The 16556-nt window shown below is 65.5% G+C and carries 16 protein-coding genes, 2 tRNA genes, 1 rRNA gene and 1 pseudogene; 4 read left to right on the top strand and 16 right to left on the bottom strand.

Annotated features, from left to right (window positions below; all coding sequences use genetic code 11):
* Positions 1-65 precede the first annotated feature (65 nt).
* The gene (locus LJ754_RS07060) at positions 66-1067 is read right to left on the bottom strand and encodes an LCP family protein (RefSeq protein WP_227926064.1); all 1002 of its coding nucleotides are present in this window, start codon (positions 1065-1067) and stop codon (positions 66-68) included.
* Positions 1068-1159: 92 nt separating this feature from the next.
* Here LJ754_RS07060 and LJ754_RS07055 point away from each other — a divergent pair, with 92 nt between their 5' ends.
* Positions 1160-1630, top strand: coding sequence for a DUF3515 domain-containing protein (locus LJ754_RS07055; protein ID WP_227911728.1), 471 nt, complete (start codon positions 1160-1162; stop codon positions 1628-1630).
* An 8-nt stretch (positions 1631-1638) separates the two neighbouring features.
* Here the strand turns inward: LJ754_RS07055 and LJ754_RS07050 are convergent, their stop codons facing one another.
* The 7 genes from LJ754_RS07050 to leuC all read right to left on the bottom strand — a co-directional run bounded on the left by LJ754_RS07050 (position 1639) and on the right by leuC (position 9463).
* Complete coding sequence (locus LJ754_RS07050; protein ID WP_227926063.1) at positions 1639-2592, bottom strand: LCP family protein; 954 nt, start codon at positions 2590-2592, stop codon at positions 1639-1641.
* A gap of 249 nt (positions 2593-2841) precedes the next feature.
* On the bottom strand, positions 2842-3981 hold the full coding sequence (locus tag LJ754_RS07045) for a D-alanine--D-alanine ligase family protein (RefSeq protein ID WP_227926097.1): 1140 nt from the start codon (positions 3979-3981) through the stop codon (positions 2842-2844).
* An 11-nt stretch (positions 3982-3992) separates the two neighbouring features.
* Positions 3993-5036: an NAD(P)H-dependent glycerol-3-phosphate dehydrogenase gene (locus LJ754_RS07040; RefSeq protein ID WP_227926062.1), complete on the bottom strand. Its 1044-nt coding sequence runs from the start codon at positions 5034-5036 to the stop codon at positions 3993-3995.
* A complete protein-coding gene (locus tag LJ754_RS07035) occupies positions 5033-5797 on the bottom strand; it encodes a lysophospholipid acyltransferase family protein (RefSeq protein ID WP_227926061.1) in 765 nt (254 codons plus the stop codon). The genes LJ754_RS07040 and LJ754_RS07035 overlap by 4 nt, the downstream gene beginning before the upstream one ends.
* A 9-nt stretch (positions 5798-5806) precedes the next feature.
* Positions 5807-7147, bottom strand: coding sequence for a UDP-N-acetylglucosamine 1-carboxyvinyltransferase (murA, locus tag LJ754_RS07030; protein WP_227911732.1), 1341 nt, complete (start codon positions 7145-7147; stop codon positions 5807-5809).
* 245 nt (positions 7148-7392) lie between these two features.
* Positions 7393-7992, bottom strand: a complete 600-nt coding sequence (gene leuD / locus LJ754_RS07025; RefSeq protein ID WP_227911733.1) for a 3-isopropylmalate dehydratase small subunit — start codon at positions 7990-7992, stop codon at positions 7393-7395.
* Between the two features lie 10 nt (positions 7993-8002).
* Positions 8003-9463 carry a 3-isopropylmalate dehydratase large subunit gene (gene leuC / locus LJ754_RS07020; RefSeq protein ID WP_227926060.1) on the bottom strand — a complete coding sequence of 487 codons (1461 nt, stop codon included), beginning with the start codon at positions 9461-9463 and terminating at the stop codon, positions 8003-8005.
* Between the two features lie 111 nt (positions 9464-9574).
* Here leuC and LJ754_RS07015 point away from each other — a divergent pair, with 111 nt between their 5' ends.
* The 3 genes and pseudogenes from LJ754_RS07015 to LJ754_RS07005 form a co-directional block, all read left to right on the top strand.
* Complete coding sequence (locus LJ754_RS07015; RefSeq protein ID WP_227911735.1) at positions 9575-10294, top strand: IclR family transcriptional regulator; 720 nt, start codon at positions 9575-9577, stop codon at positions 10292-10294.
* A gap of 33 nt (positions 10295-10327) precedes the next feature.
* The gene (locus tag LJ754_RS07010; protein WP_227926059.1) at positions 10328-10480 is read left to right on the top strand and encodes a hypothetical protein; all 153 of its coding nucleotides are present in this window, start codon (positions 10328-10330) and stop codon (positions 10478-10480) included.
* A gap of 15 nt (positions 10481-10495) precedes the next feature.
* Positions 10496-10753, top strand: a pseudogene (locus tag LJ754_RS07005) (potassium channel family protein); the annotation flags it as partial.
* Positions 10754-10773: 20 nt separating this feature from the next.
* Here the strand turns inward: LJ754_RS07005 and thiL are convergent.
* From thiL to rrf, 8 genes are all read right to left on the bottom strand, one after another.
* Positions 10774-11784, bottom strand: coding sequence for a thiamine-phosphate kinase (gene thiL / locus LJ754_RS07000; protein WP_227926058.1), 1011 nt, complete (start codon positions 11782-11784; stop codon positions 10774-10776).
* 138 nt (positions 11785-11922) lie between these two features.
* Positions 11923-11998, bottom strand: a tRNA-Glu gene (locus LJ754_RS06995).
* A gap of 150 nt (positions 11999-12148) precedes the next feature.
* Positions 12149-12220, bottom strand: a tRNA-Gln gene (locus LJ754_RS06990).
* A 136-nt stretch (positions 12221-12356) separates the two neighbouring features.
* Complete coding sequence (locus LJ754_RS06985) at positions 12357-13082, bottom strand: HAD family hydrolase (protein WP_227926057.1); 726 nt, start codon at positions 13080-13082, stop codon at positions 12357-12359.
* 9 nt (positions 13083-13091) lie between these two features.
* The gene (gltX, locus tag LJ754_RS06980; RefSeq protein WP_227926056.1) at positions 13092-14609 is read right to left on the bottom strand and encodes a glutamate--tRNA ligase; all 1518 of its coding nucleotides are present in this window, start codon (positions 14607-14609) and stop codon (positions 13092-13094) included.
* 39 nt (positions 14610-14648) lie between these two features.
* Entirely contained in the window at positions 14649-15272 is a 624-nt protein-coding gene (locus LJ754_RS06975) for a hypothetical protein (RefSeq protein ID WP_227926055.1), read from the bottom strand.
* Positions 15272-16045, bottom strand: coding sequence for a fumarylacetoacetate hydrolase family protein (locus tag LJ754_RS06970; protein ID WP_227911741.1), 774 nt, complete (start codon positions 16043-16045; stop codon positions 15272-15274). The genes LJ754_RS06975 and LJ754_RS06970 overlap by 1 nt, the downstream gene beginning before the upstream one ends.
* Before the next feature lie 139 nt (positions 16046-16184).
* A 5S ribosomal RNA gene (rrf, locus tag LJ754_RS06965) occupies positions 16185-16301 on the bottom strand.
* Positions 16302-16556: the final 255 nt, after the last annotated feature.

Genomic DNA, 16556 nt, shown 5'->3' with positions numbered 1-16556 from the left:
TTTGCCGCTAACCGTTTATGTCATTAGGAAGCCTACCGCAGGGCGGTGACAGAACCGATAACAATTCACCCTTTCCCTGCGCCGGAGGCTCCCGGGTACCCGGCCATAGTGCCACCGTCCAGGGCTGCCCCTATTTCCGCGATGGCAGCGTAGTCAGGCAGCACAATGGACTGTCCGTCCGGTGAGGTGCCCACCCCTTCGTTAGGCAAGGTAAACATGTGCACATCCTCCGGCCCTACCTTGCGCAGGCTCACGCCCAGGCGCCCGGCTGCCACCGCGTCCAGGCCCTCGTCCACGCTGAGGTACGGCGACATTCCGCCCACGATCTCATTGACCTTCACCGGATTCAGCAGCGTCCCCCGGGCCATGATCCCGTTCAGGAGGCCCCGCACAAAAGCCTGCTGGTTGCGCACCCGCTGGTAGTCGCCGTCGGCAAAGGCGTACCGTTCCCGTACGTACTTCAATGCGGACTCTCCCTGCACCCGGATGCTTCCGGCCGCAAAATACTCTGCGCCCGGTTCACGCGAGGTGAAGGCCGTATGGTTTTCCAGCGTGACACCGCCCAGCGAGTCCGTGAGCCCCTTGAATCCTTCGAAATCAATGACCACCACGTGGTCGATCGGGACGTCGAAAAGCTCCTGGACGGTTTCCACCGTGAGGGAAACACCGCCCAGCGCCATGGCTGCGTTGATCTTATTCGCGCCGTGGCCGGGTACGTCCACCCACGTGTCACGCATAATCGACATCACGTAGACACCGCTCCGGTCCGCCGGAATGTTCACCAGCATCATGGTGTCGGACCGTGCGTTGTCCGAGCCCGGGTCGCGGCTGTCGCTGCCGATCAACAGGAAATTCTGCGAATCCCCGGCAGCCGGGTCCTTCTGCGGGCTGCCGGCAGGCAGGGCACCGGTAAGCGTCTGCTTCCCCGAGTCGAAGGTCCGGGCCAGGTGCCACAGATAGCCACCGGCCGCGAGGGCGGCAACCAGTACAACACTGAGCATCACGGTCAAAGCGGTGCGTACGGGATGCTTAGCGTCAGATTCGGGTGGTAGCCGGTGCTCGCTCACAGTCGTCCTCCGCTCGTCGGGGTTCGAAGTATATACATCGGCATCCCGGGACCGATTCCGGTCCCCCTCGGCGTGCCGGATACCCTTGATGCATGAAGTCCTACGCTTTGCCCGCGGTACTGCTGCTGGTGGCCGTCTCCGCCACAGCCTGCACTGCGACAGCCAATGTTGATGCCGCCCCGGATGCCGCCAATCCAGACTGCGCCGCCGTAATGGTGGCCCTGCCTGATGAAATGGCCGGCTACCGGCTGCGGGACACCGCCAGCCAGTCAACGGCGGCCTGGGGCGATCCGTCCAAGGCGATCCTCCGGTGCGGCGTGCCCGTGCCCGGGCCCACCACGGACCCGTGTGCCGAGGTCAACGGCGTGGACTGGGTGCTGCGCGAAAACGAAGACACCTGGACCGCCACAACATACGGCCGCGAACCGGCCGTGGAGGTGGTCTTTAACCCCAACGAAGTGGCTTCTTCCACCATCCTGGTTCAACTGCAGAACGCGGTATCGAAGATCGAGCCCACCTCGCAGTGCCTCAGCCCGGAGGACACCCTGGAACTGGACGGATAGCCTCCGGCTTAGTCGGCGCCGCTTCCCGCTGCCTGGACATAGTCCGCAACCGTATCCGAAGCCAAGGCACCGGAGATACCGGCGAGCTGGCCGGGATCCGCGATCTGTACCGGCCCGCCGTCCGCCCCGGCACCGTTGCTGGTCCGCAGGGCGAACATGTGCACGTCCTGGGACCGCATGCTCCGCAGGCTCACTGCCATGCTTCCCAGCGTGCGGGAGTCCAGGCCTGCATCGACGCTGAGGAAAGGAGCAAAGTCGCTGATGGCGCCCCGCGCGGTCACGGCGTTGTTGAGCGGACCACGGGTCAGCATCCCGTCGACGATACCTGCAACAAATGCCTGCTGGTTCTTCACCTGCTGTATGTCGCCATCCGTGAAACCCTGACCGGTCCGGACGTAGTTGAGCGCAGCATCCCCTTCCAAGGTGATCGGTCCGGAGGGGAAATAGTCGCCGTTGGCTCCCCCGGAGGAGAATGCCGTGCCGTTGTTCACGGTGACTCCGCCGAGTGCGCTCGTGAGCCCCCGAAAGCCTTCGAAATCGATGACGGCTACATGGTCGATCGGGGTGTTGAACATATTCTGCACACTTGCCACGGTCAGGGGGACCCCGCCAAGCGACATGGCCGAATCGAGCCGGCGGGTGCCGTAGCCGGGCACGTCCACGGAAGTACCGGGCAGGATGGACAGTGCATAGACCCCGCTTCGGTCGCCGGGAAGGTGCAGGAGCATCATCATGTCCGGTGCCGCCTCGGCGCTGCCGGAATTGCCTGCTTCGCTGCCCATCAGCAGGATGTTCAGTGACTTTTCCGCGGCAGCAGGCCGCGGCGGTTTGTCCAAGGGGAGCGCCCCCACAATGGTGTTCCTGCCGCCGTCGAAGGCAGTTGCCAACGACCAGAGGTAGCCGCCCAGGACCAGTGCCGCGGCCAGGACAACGCTGGCCACAAGCCACAGCCCGTTCCGCACGCGCCTAACGGCCACCCTCCGGCGGCCGTGTTCCTTGGATGGGGGTTCCTTGGATGGGGAAACTGGAGAGGGGTGCGTACGCATAGCCGGTCCTCGCATCAGGGTCCGTGGTCGGTCCTAGACATGCGAGTGTAGCCAGCACGGGCACACGGGTCCTGAGAATAACCACGGAAGGCATACCCGAAAACTTGCGGACCCTACCCGGAGACAGGGCCCGGCCGGCCCGGCCGGCCCGGCCGGGCCGGCCGCTTACCGCAGGCCGGTGGGCCGCTGCAGGGCCAGGGTGATCAGTTCGTCGATCAGCTCGGTGTACGGCAACCCGGACTTGGCCCACATCTGCGGGTACATGCTGACCGGCGTGAAGCCGGGCATGGTGTTGATCTCGTTGATGATCAACTTGCCGTCCTGCGTGTAGAAGAAGTCCACCCGGGACAGGCCCTCGCCGCCGACAGCTTCGAATGCGGCCCCGGCCAGGTCACGCACCCGGGCGGAAATGTCCGCCGGAAGGTCCGCCGGGCAGCTGAGGTCGACGGCGGCACCGTCAACGTACTTCGCCTCGAAGTCGTACCATTCGTGGCCGCCGTCGCGCACCGCGATCTCGCCCGGCTGGCTGGTCCGCGGGTCCTGGGTCCCGCGGCCCTGCAGTACGGCCACTTCAATTTCCCGGCCGGTGATCCCGGCTTCGACAACCACTTTGGGGTCGTGCAGCCGGGCCGCTTCGATGGCTGCCGGCAGCTGCGCCGGATCGGTGACCCGGGTGATGCCCATGGAGGAACCGGCGCGGGCCGGTTTGACGAACAACGGGAAGTCGAGCGCACCGGCGCGGGCCAGGCAGGCCTGCGGGTCGCGCTGCCACTGCCTGTCGGTGATGACTTCGTAGGGGCCGACCTCGAGCCCGGCGGCCGCGAAAACCACCTTCATGTAGTGCTTGTCCATGCCCACGGCCGAAGCCAGGACGCCCGCGCCCACGTAGCGGACATCGGCCATTTCCAGCAGGCCCTGCAGGGTTCCGTCCTCACCGAAGGGTCCGTGAAGCAGCGGCAGCACGACGTCGATGCGGCCCAAGCTGCGCGGCAGGCTGCCGGGCTCGTGGGCCACGAGTTCGCTGCTGCCGTCCTGCGATGAAAGGACCACGGAGTCGTCGGAGACGGCCACCTCCGGCAGCGTGCTGGAGCGCAGCGACCAGGAGGCGGGATCTGCGTCAACCAGGCTCCATTGGCCGTTCTTGGCGATGCCGATAGGAACGACGTCGTACTTGGCCGTATCAATGGCCTGCAGCACTCCGGCAGCCGTTACGCAGCTGACGGCGTGCTCGCTGGATCGTCCGCCGAAGAGGACGGCCACCCGGGGGCGGGCGGCACGGCCGGGCTCTTCGGCAGTGGTGGGCAGGGGTTCAACAGTCACGGGGCGGACACACCTTCGGATTTCAATTCACGGGCCAGCAGCCGCGGGCCCAGTTCTTCCACAGTAATTACGCCCTGCAGTACGGCGACGACGTTTTCGGTGATGGGCATGTAGACGCCCAGCTGGGTGGCCCGGTCCAGGACGGCCTGGGCGGACTTGATGCCTTCGGCAGTCTGGGTCATGGAAGCGTTGACCTCGGCCAGGCTCAGGCCCTGCGCCAGCAGCGTTCCCGCGGTGTGGTTGCGCGAAAGGGGGGACGAGCAGGTGGCAATGAGGTCGCCCATGCCGGCCAGGCCGGCCATGGTCTCCGCGTTGCCGCCCAGGGCCAGGGCCAGGCGCGTGGTCTCGGCCAGCCCGCGGGTCATCACCGAGGCCTTGGTATTGTCTCCCATGCCCTTGCCGTCGCAGATGCCCACGGCGAGGGCAATCACGTTCTTGACGATGCCGCCTATCTCGGTGCCCACCACATCGGCGTTGGTGTAAGGCCGGAAGTACGGCGCGGTGCAGGCCTCTGCAATCCATGCGGCCGTATCCAGGTCGGTGCAGGCCACCACGGAGGCGGTGGGTTCCTGCCGGGCGATTTCCATGGCCAGGTTCGGCCCGGAAACCACCGCGATGCGCTCGGGGGGAACGCCCAGTTCCTCGGCAATGACTTGGCTCATCCGGGCGTCGGTACCGCGTTCCAGACCCTTCATCAGGGACACCACCACCGCGTCGGCGGGCATGAGGGGCAAAACGTCCTGCAGCTGGGCGCGCAGCGACTGTGCGGGCACGGCCAGGACGACCAGTTCCGCTCCGGCAAGAACCTCGGCGAGATCTGTTGAAGCACGCAGGTTTTCGGGCAGGACGGTGTCTTTGAGGTACTGCGTATTGCGGTGCCTGCCGTTGATATCCTGGGCCACCTCGGCCCGGCGGGCCCAGAGGCGGACCTCGGTGCCGCGTCCGGCGCCGGAATCCGCGGCGATCTTGGCGAAGGCAGTGCCCCAGCTTCCGGCGCCCAGCACGGCGACGACGGCGGGGTGCTCACTTCTGGCGGTCACTGTCCAGCCTCTTTCGGTTTATCTGCTTCAAAGGAACGGCCAATCTGTTTCTGGCCCTTGGACACGGGATCCCAGCGTTCGGCGGGCGGCTGGGTCCCGCGCAGCTTGGCCACCATGTCGGTGAGATCGGACATGATCCGGTCAGTGGCGGCGTCGAGCACCGCCTTCGTGATGGGACGGCCCGCAAACTCCGAGAGGTCCACCGGTTTGCCCACTACCAGGTGCACCTCCTTGCGGGGAAACAGCGACGGACGCTTGGCATAGCGGGGCAGCAGGTCCTGCGAACCCCAGTGGGCAACCGGGATAACCGGGACCCCGGTCTGCAGGGCCAGCCGCGCCGCACCGGTCCGGCCCTTCATCGGCCACAGGTCCGGGTCACGGGTCAGTGTCCCCTCGGGATAAATCACCAGCGCACGTCCGGCCGCCAAGGCCTTCCCCGCAGCATTCAGGGACCCGGCTGCGCCGGTGGTTACGCGTTCCACCGGGACCTGGTTGCTGTACTTCAAGGCTGGGCCCAGGACGGGAGCCTTGAACAGCGAGGCCTTGGCCATGAAGTGCGGCGGGTGGCCCTGGTTGTACAGGAAATGCCCCACCACAACGGGATCGACTTCGGTCACGTGGTTCGGGCACACAATAAAGCCCGAATCCTGCGGCAGGTTCTCCGCCCCCTGCCAGTGCTTCTTCAGGAAGACATTGAACACGGGCCGCAGCGTCCCGGCCAGCAATGCGAAAACTACCCGTGACCTAGTCGATTCCTTCATGGCGTCAGGCTACCGGAGTCCGGCAGATACACCGGACGTGACGTCAAAGTCCGCCCCGAGGCCCTCGAGCTTGCCCTGGAAGTGCTCGTAGCCGCGGTTGATCAGCTCGATGCCGGTCACCCGGGAGGTGCCTTCTGCTGCCAGCGCCGCGATCAGGTGGCTGAAACCGCCGCGCAGGTCCGGAATGTCGATTTCTGCGCCGCGCAGCTGCACCGAGCCGGCGATAACCGCCGAGTGCAGGAAGTTGCGCTGGCCGAACCGGCACGGGACGCTGCCCAGGCATTCGCGGTGGACCTGGATGTTGGCGCCCATACGAACCAGTGCATCGGTGAAACCGAAGCGGTTCTCATACACGGTTTCGTGCACAATCGAGACGCCCTCAGCCTGGGTCAGCGCAACTACGAGGGGCTGCTGCCAGTCCGTCATAAAGCCGGGGTGTACATCTGTTTCCAGCACCAGCGGGTTCAGGGCACCGCCGGGGTGATAGAAGCGGATGCCGCCGTCGTCGACGTCGAACGCGCCGCCGATCTTGCGGTAGGTGTTCAGGAAGGCGGTAAGGTCCTTCTGGTCCGCGCCTTCAACATAGATGTCGCCCTTGGTAACCAGGGCAGCGGAAGCCCAGGACGCCGCTTCGTTACGGTCCGGCAGCGCCCGGTGGTTGTACCCGGTCAGCTCGGTGACACCCTCGATGCGGATGACGCGGTCCGTCTGCACGGAAATGATGGCGCCCATTTTCTGCAGGATCGCGATCAGGTCCAGGATTTCCGGTTCCACGGCAGCGCCGCGCAGTTCGGTGATGCCCTCGGCCTTAACCGCGGTCAGCAGCACCTGCTCGGTGGCGCCGACGCTCGGGTACGGCAGTTCAAGCTTGGCACCGGTGAGGCCGCGCGGTGCGGAGATGGAAATGCCGCCGGGGCGCTTTTCCACCACGGCACCGAAGTTGCGAAGCATCTGCAGGTGGTAGTCGATCGGGCGGTCGCCGATCTTGCAGCCGCCAAGGTCGGGAATGAAAGCCTCGCCGAGGCTGTGCATCAGGGGCCCGCACAGCAGGATCGGGATGCGCGAGTCCCCGGCATGGGCGTCAATGTCCTTGGACGCCGCCGTTTTCGCGTTCTTCGGATCCATCGTGAGGTCGCCGGTTACCGGGTCCTTGGTGACCTCTACGCCGTGCAGCTTCAGCAGGGAGGTGACAACCTCGACGTCCTTGATTTCCGGAACGTTGCGCAGCAGGGACGGGCCGTTGCCAAGCAGGGCCGCAACCATGGCTTTGGGGACCAGATTCTTCGCCCCGCGGACCGGTACCTTCCCCGATAGAGGAACACCGCCTCGGATGGTGAGAACGCTACCCATGAACACCTGATTTCTTAACTAGTTGGGCCCCAAAAGCAATAAGAGACTGCAACCAAGCATAGGAGGAAGCGTCTGCTTACTGAAATAACGCCGCCTTGCCATGGCCCCTCGTCGGGGTGATTCCCGACACGTTGCACCGCCCGGACAAACGGACAGGCCCCGCCTGGACGGGGCCTGTCAATGATATAGGGATTTGGTTAGGTGCACGAAACGCTGCCGGGGGCAAACCGGCGGCTGCCTGCCTCCTAAGGCAGGGCCGGGAGGGTGACGGGTTTGTAGGAAGGCCGCTGCGCTTCGAAACCGGTGATTTCCGACTCGTGGCGCAGGGTCAGCCCAATGTCATCCAGGCCCTCGAGCAGCCGCCAGCGTGTGTACTCGTCAATCTCGAAACCGGCGCTGACGCTGCCGCACAGGACCGTGCGGGCCTGCAGGTCCACCGTAACTTCCGTGCCGGGAGAGTCTTCCAGCACCTTCCAGATGAGCTCGATGTCGTCCTGGGCCACCTGGGCGGCCACCAGCCCCTGCTTGCCGGAGTTCCCGCGGAAGATGTCCGCGAAGCGGGAGGAAAGCACGGCCCGGAATCCGTAATCCTTCAACGCCCAGACGGCGTGTTCCCGCGAGGAACCGGTGCCGAAATCCGGCCCTGCCACCAGGACGGAGCCGCGACTGTACGGTTCCCGGTTGAGGATGAAGTCTTCGTTCTTGCGCCAGCCGGCGAACAGTGCGTCCTCGAATCCGGTCCGGGTGATCCGCTTCAGATAAACGGCCGGGATGATCTGGTCTGTGTCCACATCGCTTTGGCGCAGCGGAACACCGATGCCGGTGTGGGTGGTAATTTTTTCCATGGGGTCTCTCCTAGGCAGCAGCAGCAGCAGCGTCGACGGCGGCACCCGGCAGCGGGTCCAGGTCCGAGGGTGAACTGAGGGTTCCGCGCACGGCGGTAGCGGCGGCCACCACCGGCGAGACCAGGTGGGTGCGTCCGCCCTTGCCCTGCCGCCCTTCGAAGTTGCGGTTGGACGTGGAGGCGCAGCGTTCCCCGGGTTCCAGCTGGTCCGGATTCATGCCCAGGCACATGGAGCAGCCGGCAAACCGCCATTCGGCGCCGAAGTCCTTGAAGACCCGGTCCAGCCCCTCGGCTTCGGCTTCCAGCCGCACGCGGGCAGAACCCGGGACCACCATCATCCGGACCGCCGGGTCCTTCTGCCGGCCGCGGATAATGTCGGCCGCAATGCGCAGGTCCTCGATGCGGCTGTTCGTGCAGGAGCCCAGGAACACCGTGTCCACCCGGATCTCCTTCATGGGTGTTCCGGGGGCCAGGTCCATGTAGGCCAGCGCGCGCTCTGCTGCTGCCCGGGCGTTCCCGTCGGTGAAGTGTGCGGGCGCCGGCACGGCATCCGAAAGCGACACACCCTGCCCCGGGTTGGTGCCCCAGGTGACGAAGGGTTCCAGGGTGTCGGCGTCGAGGAACACTTCGGCGTCGAACTGTGCGTCCTCGTCCGTGGCCAGGGACTTCCACTGCTCGACGGCGGCATCCCAGTCCCGCCCCTGCGGCGCGTGCGGCCGTCCCTTGAGGTAGGCGAAGGTGGTCTCGTCAGGGGCAACCATCCCGGCCCGCGCACCCGCCTCGATGGACATGTTGCAGATGGTCATCCGCGCTTCCATGGACAGGGAGCGGATGGCGGAACCCCGGTATTCCAGCACGTAGCCCTGTCCCCCTCCGGTGCCGATCTTGGCGATCACGGCCAGGATGATGTCCTTGGAGGTGACTCCCGGCCGCAGCGCGCCCTCGACATTGATGGCCATGGTGTTGAAAGGCTTGAGGGACAGTGTCTGGGTGGCCATCACGTGTTCCACCTCGGAGGTCCCGATGCCCATGGCCAGGGCGCCGAAGGCACCGTGGGTAGAGGTGTGCGAGTCGCCGCACACAACGGTCAGGCCGGGCTGGGTCAGTCCCAGCTGCGGTCCTACCACGTGGACAATGCCCTGCTCGGCATCCCCCAGCGAATGCAGCCGCACACCGAACTCAGCACAGTTGGCGCGCAGGGTTTCAATCTGGGTCCGGCTGACCGGGTCCGCAATCGGCCGGTCGATGGCCAGCGTGGGCGTGTTGTGGTCCTCCGTGGCAATGGTCAGGTCGGGGCGGCGCAGGCCGCGGCCCGCCAGCCGGAGGCCCTCGAAGGCCTGCGGGGAGGTCACCTCGTGGACGAGGTGCAGATCGATGTAGAGAAGGTCCGGCGCGCCGTCTTCGCCTTTGCGGACGACATGCTCGTCCCAGACTTTTTGTGCAAGCGTCCTGCCTGCCACATGCTCACCCATACCGATACCCCTTAACGATTCACTGCTGATGCCTTAAGGGAACCAGCACGCCGTACCGCCGCGCCAGCTTTTGGATTTGCATCTCAGATAGTGAGACGGCAGTATCAGTGCATGGACACAGCAAGCGGCGTAGGAGTCATCGATAAAGCGGCCATGGTGCTGGATGCACTGGAGGCCGGCCCCACCACGCTCGCGCAGCTGGTTTCGGCCACGGGACTGGCCCGGCCCACCGTTCACCGGCTGGCCCTGGCACTGGTGCACCACCGGCTCGTGGGACGGGATATCCAGGGCCGTTTCGTCCTCGGCGGCCGCTTGGTGGAGCTGGCATCCGCAGCCGGCGAGGACCGGCTGATCGCCTCGGCCGGACCCGTGCTGCTGCAGCTGCGCGACATCACCGGAGAAAGCTCCCAAGTGTTCCGCCGACAGGGCGAATGGCGGGTCTGCGTCGCCTCCGCCGAACGGCCCATCGGGCTGCGGGACACCATCCCGGTAGGCACCCAGCTGTCCATGAAGGCCGGCTCCGCAGCCCAGTGCCTCCTTGCATGGGAGGACCATGACCGGCTGCTCGAGGGGCTGCACAACGCACGGTTCACTCCCACCGTCCTGGCCGGCGTCCGACGCCGGGGCTGGGCCCAGAGCCTTGGCGAACGTGAACCCGGGGTCGCCTCGGTGTCCGCTCCGGTGCGCGGTCCGTCCGGCCGGGTGATTGCCGCCGTGTCTATTTCCGGGCCCATTGAACGGCTGACCCGCCAGCCCGGCCGCATCCACGCCGAAGTCGTTGCCAAGGCAGCCGCCCAGCTGACGGAAGCCCTGCGCAAGAACGCCGACTAAGCCTATATTGGGAGTCTCCGATGCACGGGAGGCATGATGAAGCGGATGCGCGTGCTCTGGAACATCGTCCGGGTCACCAACGCGGATTACATCATTTACGGCTTCCTCATCGTCCTGGGTGTGGCCACCCTGCTGATCCCGTTGTTCGAATCGGCCATTCCCGGGCTGGGAGACAGTCTCTGGTAGCTCTTCGGATCCTTTACGACCATCGGATTCGGTGACTTTGTTGCCGTCACGCCCATGGGGCGGCTGATTACCGTGGTGGTGGCCCTGTACGGCATCCTGGTGGTCGCGCTGTTGACCGGCATCATTGTGGGGTTCTACAACGAACTCCTGCGGGTCCGTTCCCGGGATTCCCTGAACGGGCTGCTCGATGAGCTGGAACACCTGCCCGACCTGTCCCGGGAGGAGCTGCAGTCACTGTCGCAGCGCATACGGGAGCGCCATATCCTGCGCTAGCAGTCTAGCCCGTCGGCACGTCAGCCGGCGAAGTGGTCCCAGCCCGTGGCCGGTGGGACCTGTCCGCCAAATGTAACCCCCTCGCCGTCGTGCACCTGCCCTATCCGTACAAAGCCCTGCGGAAGGGCAGCATCCGGAGGGAAGGCGGCCAGCAGACCGTGGTCCTCTCCCCCGCCCAGGACCCACACGAGCGGATCGGCGCCCAGGCGTGCAGCTGCCGGGGCCAGGGACGCTGCCTTCGCGAGGAGGTATTCCGCGTCCAGGTCAATGCCCACGCGGGATGCCCGGGCAACGCGGCCTGCGTCGCGTACCAGCCCGTCGGAGACGTCCAGCATGGCCGTGGCGCCGGCACGGGACGCCTCGGGACCGGCACCGGCGCGCGGCGGCCGCGGACGAAGCTGGGCCATAGCCAACCCCGCCAGCTCCTGGTCGTCAGCCGCTTCGGGATCCGCCATGTCGACATTGCCCTCCAGTACAGCCAAGCCGGCTGCAGCCAGGCCCAAGGCACCGATGTGGGCCAGGACGTCCCCGGCGCGTGCACCCGAGCGCAGTACCGGCCGGCGGCCCTGCAAATCGCCGGTTACCGCCGCCGTCACCACTATCTGGTCCCCGCGGCCGAGGTCACCGCCCACCACTGAACACTGTTCGAAGGCCAGGGCCGCGATGCCGGCTGCGAGCCCCTCGGCCAGATCCTCGACCCAGGACACCTCCGTGGTGCCGGGCAGGGTGAGGCTGACGACGAGGGATGTGGGAACGGCTCCCATCGCGCGGATGTCGGAAACGTTCTGCGCCACGCATTTCCACCCAACGTCGAATCCGGTGGTCCGGTAGCCCGAAGGCCACAGCAGGCGGAAGTCCGCATCCTGGACCAGGGTGTCGATGGAAATGGCCGTCCGCCCGTCCGGCGACGCAATCACCGCTGCGTCATCGCCCGGACCCAGTAGTGCCGTGTCCGGCCCCAGCCGGGGGAAGATCCGGGCCAGGAGTGCCTTCTCGTCGAGCTGGTCCACGGTCAGGGCCTCGTTGGGCACAGTCTGTTCCTCGGTTTTCAGTGGGGGTATGGGGAAGGAGTGCGGATTCGAAATTATCACGCCGCCCCCGCTGCCCCTCGCCTCGTCCGGGGCTTAAATGCAAAACCGGCCCCGGACATATTGTCCGGAGCCGGTTACTGGTGACCCCAGCGGGATTCGAACCCGCGTTATCGCCGTGAGAGGGCGACGTACTAGGCCGCTATACGATGGGGCCGTGTACAGTGCCGCAAGCATAGATCTAGCCGTTGGTTACAACGGGTGGATTAGCCTGCGCACTTCCTTTGCCGGTTTCGAAGAACCGGCTGAAAGAGTATTTCATACTCTTTCAGTGGAGACCAACCGGCAGATGCCTTGTTGGTTACCGCTGGGATACCAGGACTCGAACCTAGAATGTCGGTACCAGAAACCGATGTGTTGCCAATTACACCATATCCCACTGTGCTTCAGGCGACGCGTTTGGCCGGTTTCCCTGCCGCGTTCCTTTGGGCTTCAACCCCTCAGCACGAGTTATTACTATACACGGGTTCCGGAGCAAGTACAAAACGGGCTCTTTCACCCCTCTCCGGCTGCTGTCAGAGCAGGCCCGGCAGCTCTGCCAGCGAACCGATGGTGTGCACGTCTGCCGGCACGGGCATGCTGTCCTCACGGACCGGTGACGGGTTGTCCGTGCGGTCCAGCCATACCCCCAGCAGCCCGGCGGCGACAGCTCCTGCCGCGTCCACCCGGAGATTGTCCCCCACATAGGCGGTGCGCTCAGGCGCGGCGCCCAGGAGACGGACACCCTCATGGAAAATGATCGGGTCCGGCTTGGAGACGCCCACTGTGTCTATGCCCACCAGGACCTTGATGCGCTCCAGTCCGGCGGCGTCGAGCTTGGCCCGCTGGTAGTCGTGGACATTGTTGCTCACCGCACCGTAGGAAATCCCGCGGGCGTCCAGCGCATCCAGGAGGGGCACGACGTCGTCGAACGCCCGGAAGTAGCGCGGCAGGGCCTGCTCGTAGGCGTCGTTCCAGGCGCGGGCGGCGTCACTGTCCAGCGGCGCCAGGCCCGCCTGCTCGCGCGCGTGCTGCAGGCGCAGCACCCGCTGATCGGCAAAGTCCAGCCGCCCCGCAAGATAGGACTCATAGTGGCCCTGCGGGTCGGCGGCGAACAGGGCGGTATACGCGTCCCAGTCCGCCGCCGTGAAATGGGTCAGATCCGCGGCCCCTACTGCCTGCAGAGTACTGCCCATGGCAGCCTGCAGGTCCACCAATGTTTCATCGATGTCGAACAGCACCGCATCAATGGACCTGCCCATCAGGTGCTCCTACGCGGCGTCGCGGAAGGCGCGGATGCGCGCGAGCGAGGAATCGCGGCCAAGGATGACCATCGACTCGAACAGCGGCGGCGAGATCCGTCGGCCGGAAACAGCGGTACGCACGGGGCCGAAGGCCAGGCGCGGCTTGATGCCCATGTCCTCCACGAGGGCCTGGCGCAGCGCCGCCTGGATGTTCTCGGCAGTCCAGTCCGTGACCGGTTCCAGTGCACCCAGCGCTGCATCGAGCACTTCGGCCAGGTTCGCCGGCAGTCCCTTGCGTGCGTCATCGGCAACGTCCACGGCGTCGTCGGCCTTGAACAGGAAGCCGAGCATATCCGGGGCCTCGCCGAGCAGGGTGATGCGTTCCTGCACCAGCGGGGCTGCTTCGGTGAGGATCTGCTCTTCACGGCCGGTGAGGGTCTCCCCCACCAAGCCGGCGTGCTGCAGGTACGGGACCAGGCGGTTGCGGAAGTCAGTGGGTTCGAGCATCCGCACGTGGGTGCCGTTGATGGCTTCGGCCTTCTTCAGGTCGAACCGCGCCGGGTTGGCAAGGACGTTGTGGATGTCGAAGTTCTCCACCAGCTGCTCAACGGTGAAGATGTCCTCGTCAGCCGAGAGCGACCAGCCCAGCAGGGACAGGTAGTTCAGCAGGCCTTCCGGAATGAAGCCGCGCTCCCGGTGCAGGAAGAGGCTGGATTCGGGATCGCGCTTGGAGAGCTTCTTGTTGCCGGCGCCCATGACGTACGGCAGATGGCCGAACAGCGGCATGTACTTCGCCACTCCGACGTCGATCAATGCACGGTACAGCGCAACCTGGCGCGGGGTGGAGGAGAGCAGGTCCTCGCCGCGCAGCACGTGGGTGATGCCCATCAGGGCGTCGTCCACGGGGTTCACCAGTGTGTACAGCGGGGCGCCGTTGGCGCGGACCACCACGAAGTCGGGAACGGTGCCGGCCTTGAACGTGATCTCACCGCGGACCAGGTCGGTGAACGTGATGTCTTCATCGGGCATCCGGACGCGGAGCACAGGCGAGCGTCCTTCGGCCTTGAAGGCTTCGATCTGCTCCGGGGTCAGGTCCCGGTCATAGTTGTCATAGCCGAGCTTGATGTCGCGGCCTGCAGCGCGGTGGCGGGCTTCGATCTCTTCGGGAGTGGAGTAGGACTCATAGAGGTAGCCGGCGTCGCGCAGCTTGGCGATGACGTCCTGGTAGATCTCTCCGCGCTGGGACTGCCGGTACGGCTCATGCGGACCCCCCACGTTGACGCCTTCGTCCCAGGTGATGCCCAGCCAGTCCAGCGCGTCGAGCAGCTGCAGGAAGCTTTCCTCGCTGTCGCGGGCCGTATCGGTGTCCTCGATGCGGAACACCATGGTGCCCTTGGTGTGCTTGGCATAGGCCCAGTTGAACAGGGCTGTCCGAATCAGGCCCACGTGCGGGGTGCCGGTGGGAGACGGGCAGAACCGCACGCGCACGGGCGTGTCATCGGTAACGGTGGGCAGGTCAGCTAAGGGAGTGGGCGCATTAGTCATGATGCTTCCCAGTTTAGTCGCTTCTGCCCCGCAGGGCCCTCACCGGGCATGTGAGAGCAGCCAGAGGAACACTCCTCCCCCGGCAAGTGCGCCGGCAGCAGCAGCAGCGAGGCGCCGGAACCGGTAATTGTGGTGCGGCGCCGCTTCGCGGAAACGCAGGGCCACTGCGGTCCCCAGCCCGGCTGCCAGGAGCACTGCGGCCGCCGGGCCGTAAACCCCCGCCGGCAGCAACAGGTAGGCCTCCGCCGCGGTGATGACGACGCCGGCGCCCAGGGACACGTCCAGCCAGTCCCAGGATGCAAAGCAGTTCGCGATCATCAAGACAACGGCGGAAGTGATCAGCCCGAAAGCGGCGGCGGACAGCGCCAACGGACCGTCCAGCCACAGAATTGCCCACTGCGTCATGCCCGCCAGTGCGGCCGCGCCCAGCACAGCGGGCGGCAGGGACGACGGCGGCAGCGGACGCAGGTCGCCGCGGCGCCCGAGAGTGGCAATGAGTACGGTGGGGAACACACCCAGCAGCAGTGCCGCTCCTACGGCCCACGGCCATGCGGCAGCCGGTGCGAAGCTGAGGAACGGGGCAGCCAGGAGGATGGCGGACCATAGTGCCGCCGGCACGGCGAACGTGCCGTGGCCTTCCTGCCTGACCGCCCCGAAGGACATCAGCTGCGGACGGTGTTAACCAGGCGGCCGATGCCCTCGATGTCGACCTCGAAGCGCTGGCCGTCGGTAATGATGCCTACTCCTGCAGGGGTTCCGGTGAGGATGACGTCGCCCGGCAAGAGGGTAAAGGCCTGGGACACGTAGGACACCAGTTCCTTGACACCCCAGATCATGGAGCTCGTGTTGCCGTCCTGAACGAGCTCGCCGTTCAGGAAACCGCGCACGTCGGTGCTTTCCGGGTCCAGTTCGGTTTCAATCCACGGGCCCAGAGGGCAGGAGGTGTCAAAGCCCTTGGCCCGCGCCCACTGGTCATCGGTACGCTGCACGTCGCGGGCGGTGAGGTCGTTGGCGCAGGTGTACCCGAAGATCACTTCGTCCACCCGTTCGATGGGGACGTCCTTGCAGATGCGGCCGATAACGACGGCGAGCTCCGCCTCGTATGAGACCTCGTCCGAGAAGGAGGGCAGCACCACGGGATCATTGGGGCCGATGACCGAGGTGTTGGGCTTGAGGAACATCAGCGGTGCCGCCGGCACCTCGTTGCCCATCTCGCTGGCGTGGTCCGCGTAATTGCGGCCGATGCCCACTACCTTGCTGCGCGGGATAATCGGCGCCAGCAGCCGAACGTCTTCGAGCTTGTGCCGCTCCCCCGTGAGCTGGATCCCCGAAAAGAACGGGTCTCCCTTGATGACGGCAATTTCTTCGCTGCCTTCTTCTCCGCCGACCACGCCGAACGCCGGGTCGCTGTCCTGTACAAATCGAGCAATACGCATGGATACAAGCCTAGTGGAGAATCAGCCCCTGCCGACATGGGCACCCCTGGAGCGGTGCCCCTGTAGGCCGCAACCAGGGTTCCCGGGTTAAACAGGTGAGGCCCGTACCAACACTGGTACGGGCCTCACCCCACAATTTGTCCGGCGGTGACCTACTCTCCCACACCCTCCCGGATGCAGTACCATCGGCGCTGTGGGTCTTAGCTTCCGGGTTCGGAATGGGACCGGGCGTTTCCCCCACGCTATGACCGCCGTAACCCTTCCACCCGCACCACACACCCAAAACAACCAGGCATGCGTGGGGAAAACAATGGTCACGAACATCAAACAGACGTAAGCAAATATTCAAATATAGTGTTCATTCGTTCCCAGGGGAACAACCCTCACGGGTTGTTGTCCGGGAACCACATAGTGGACGCAAGCAGCATGATCACAACACCCTCTACATTGGGAAACCGTTTGAAGTCGTGTTTCCCCAGGTGTTGATGTGGTGTAAGTTATCGGCCTATTA

Source organism: Arthrobacter sp. zg-Y40, from assembly GCF_020731535.1.
Taxonomy (GTDB): domain Bacteria; phylum Actinomycetota; class Actinomycetes; order Actinomycetales; family Micrococcaceae; genus Arthrobacter_B.
Note: the sequence above shows the minus strand (reverse complement) of the source record. Positions and strands in the feature narration are given on the sequence as shown.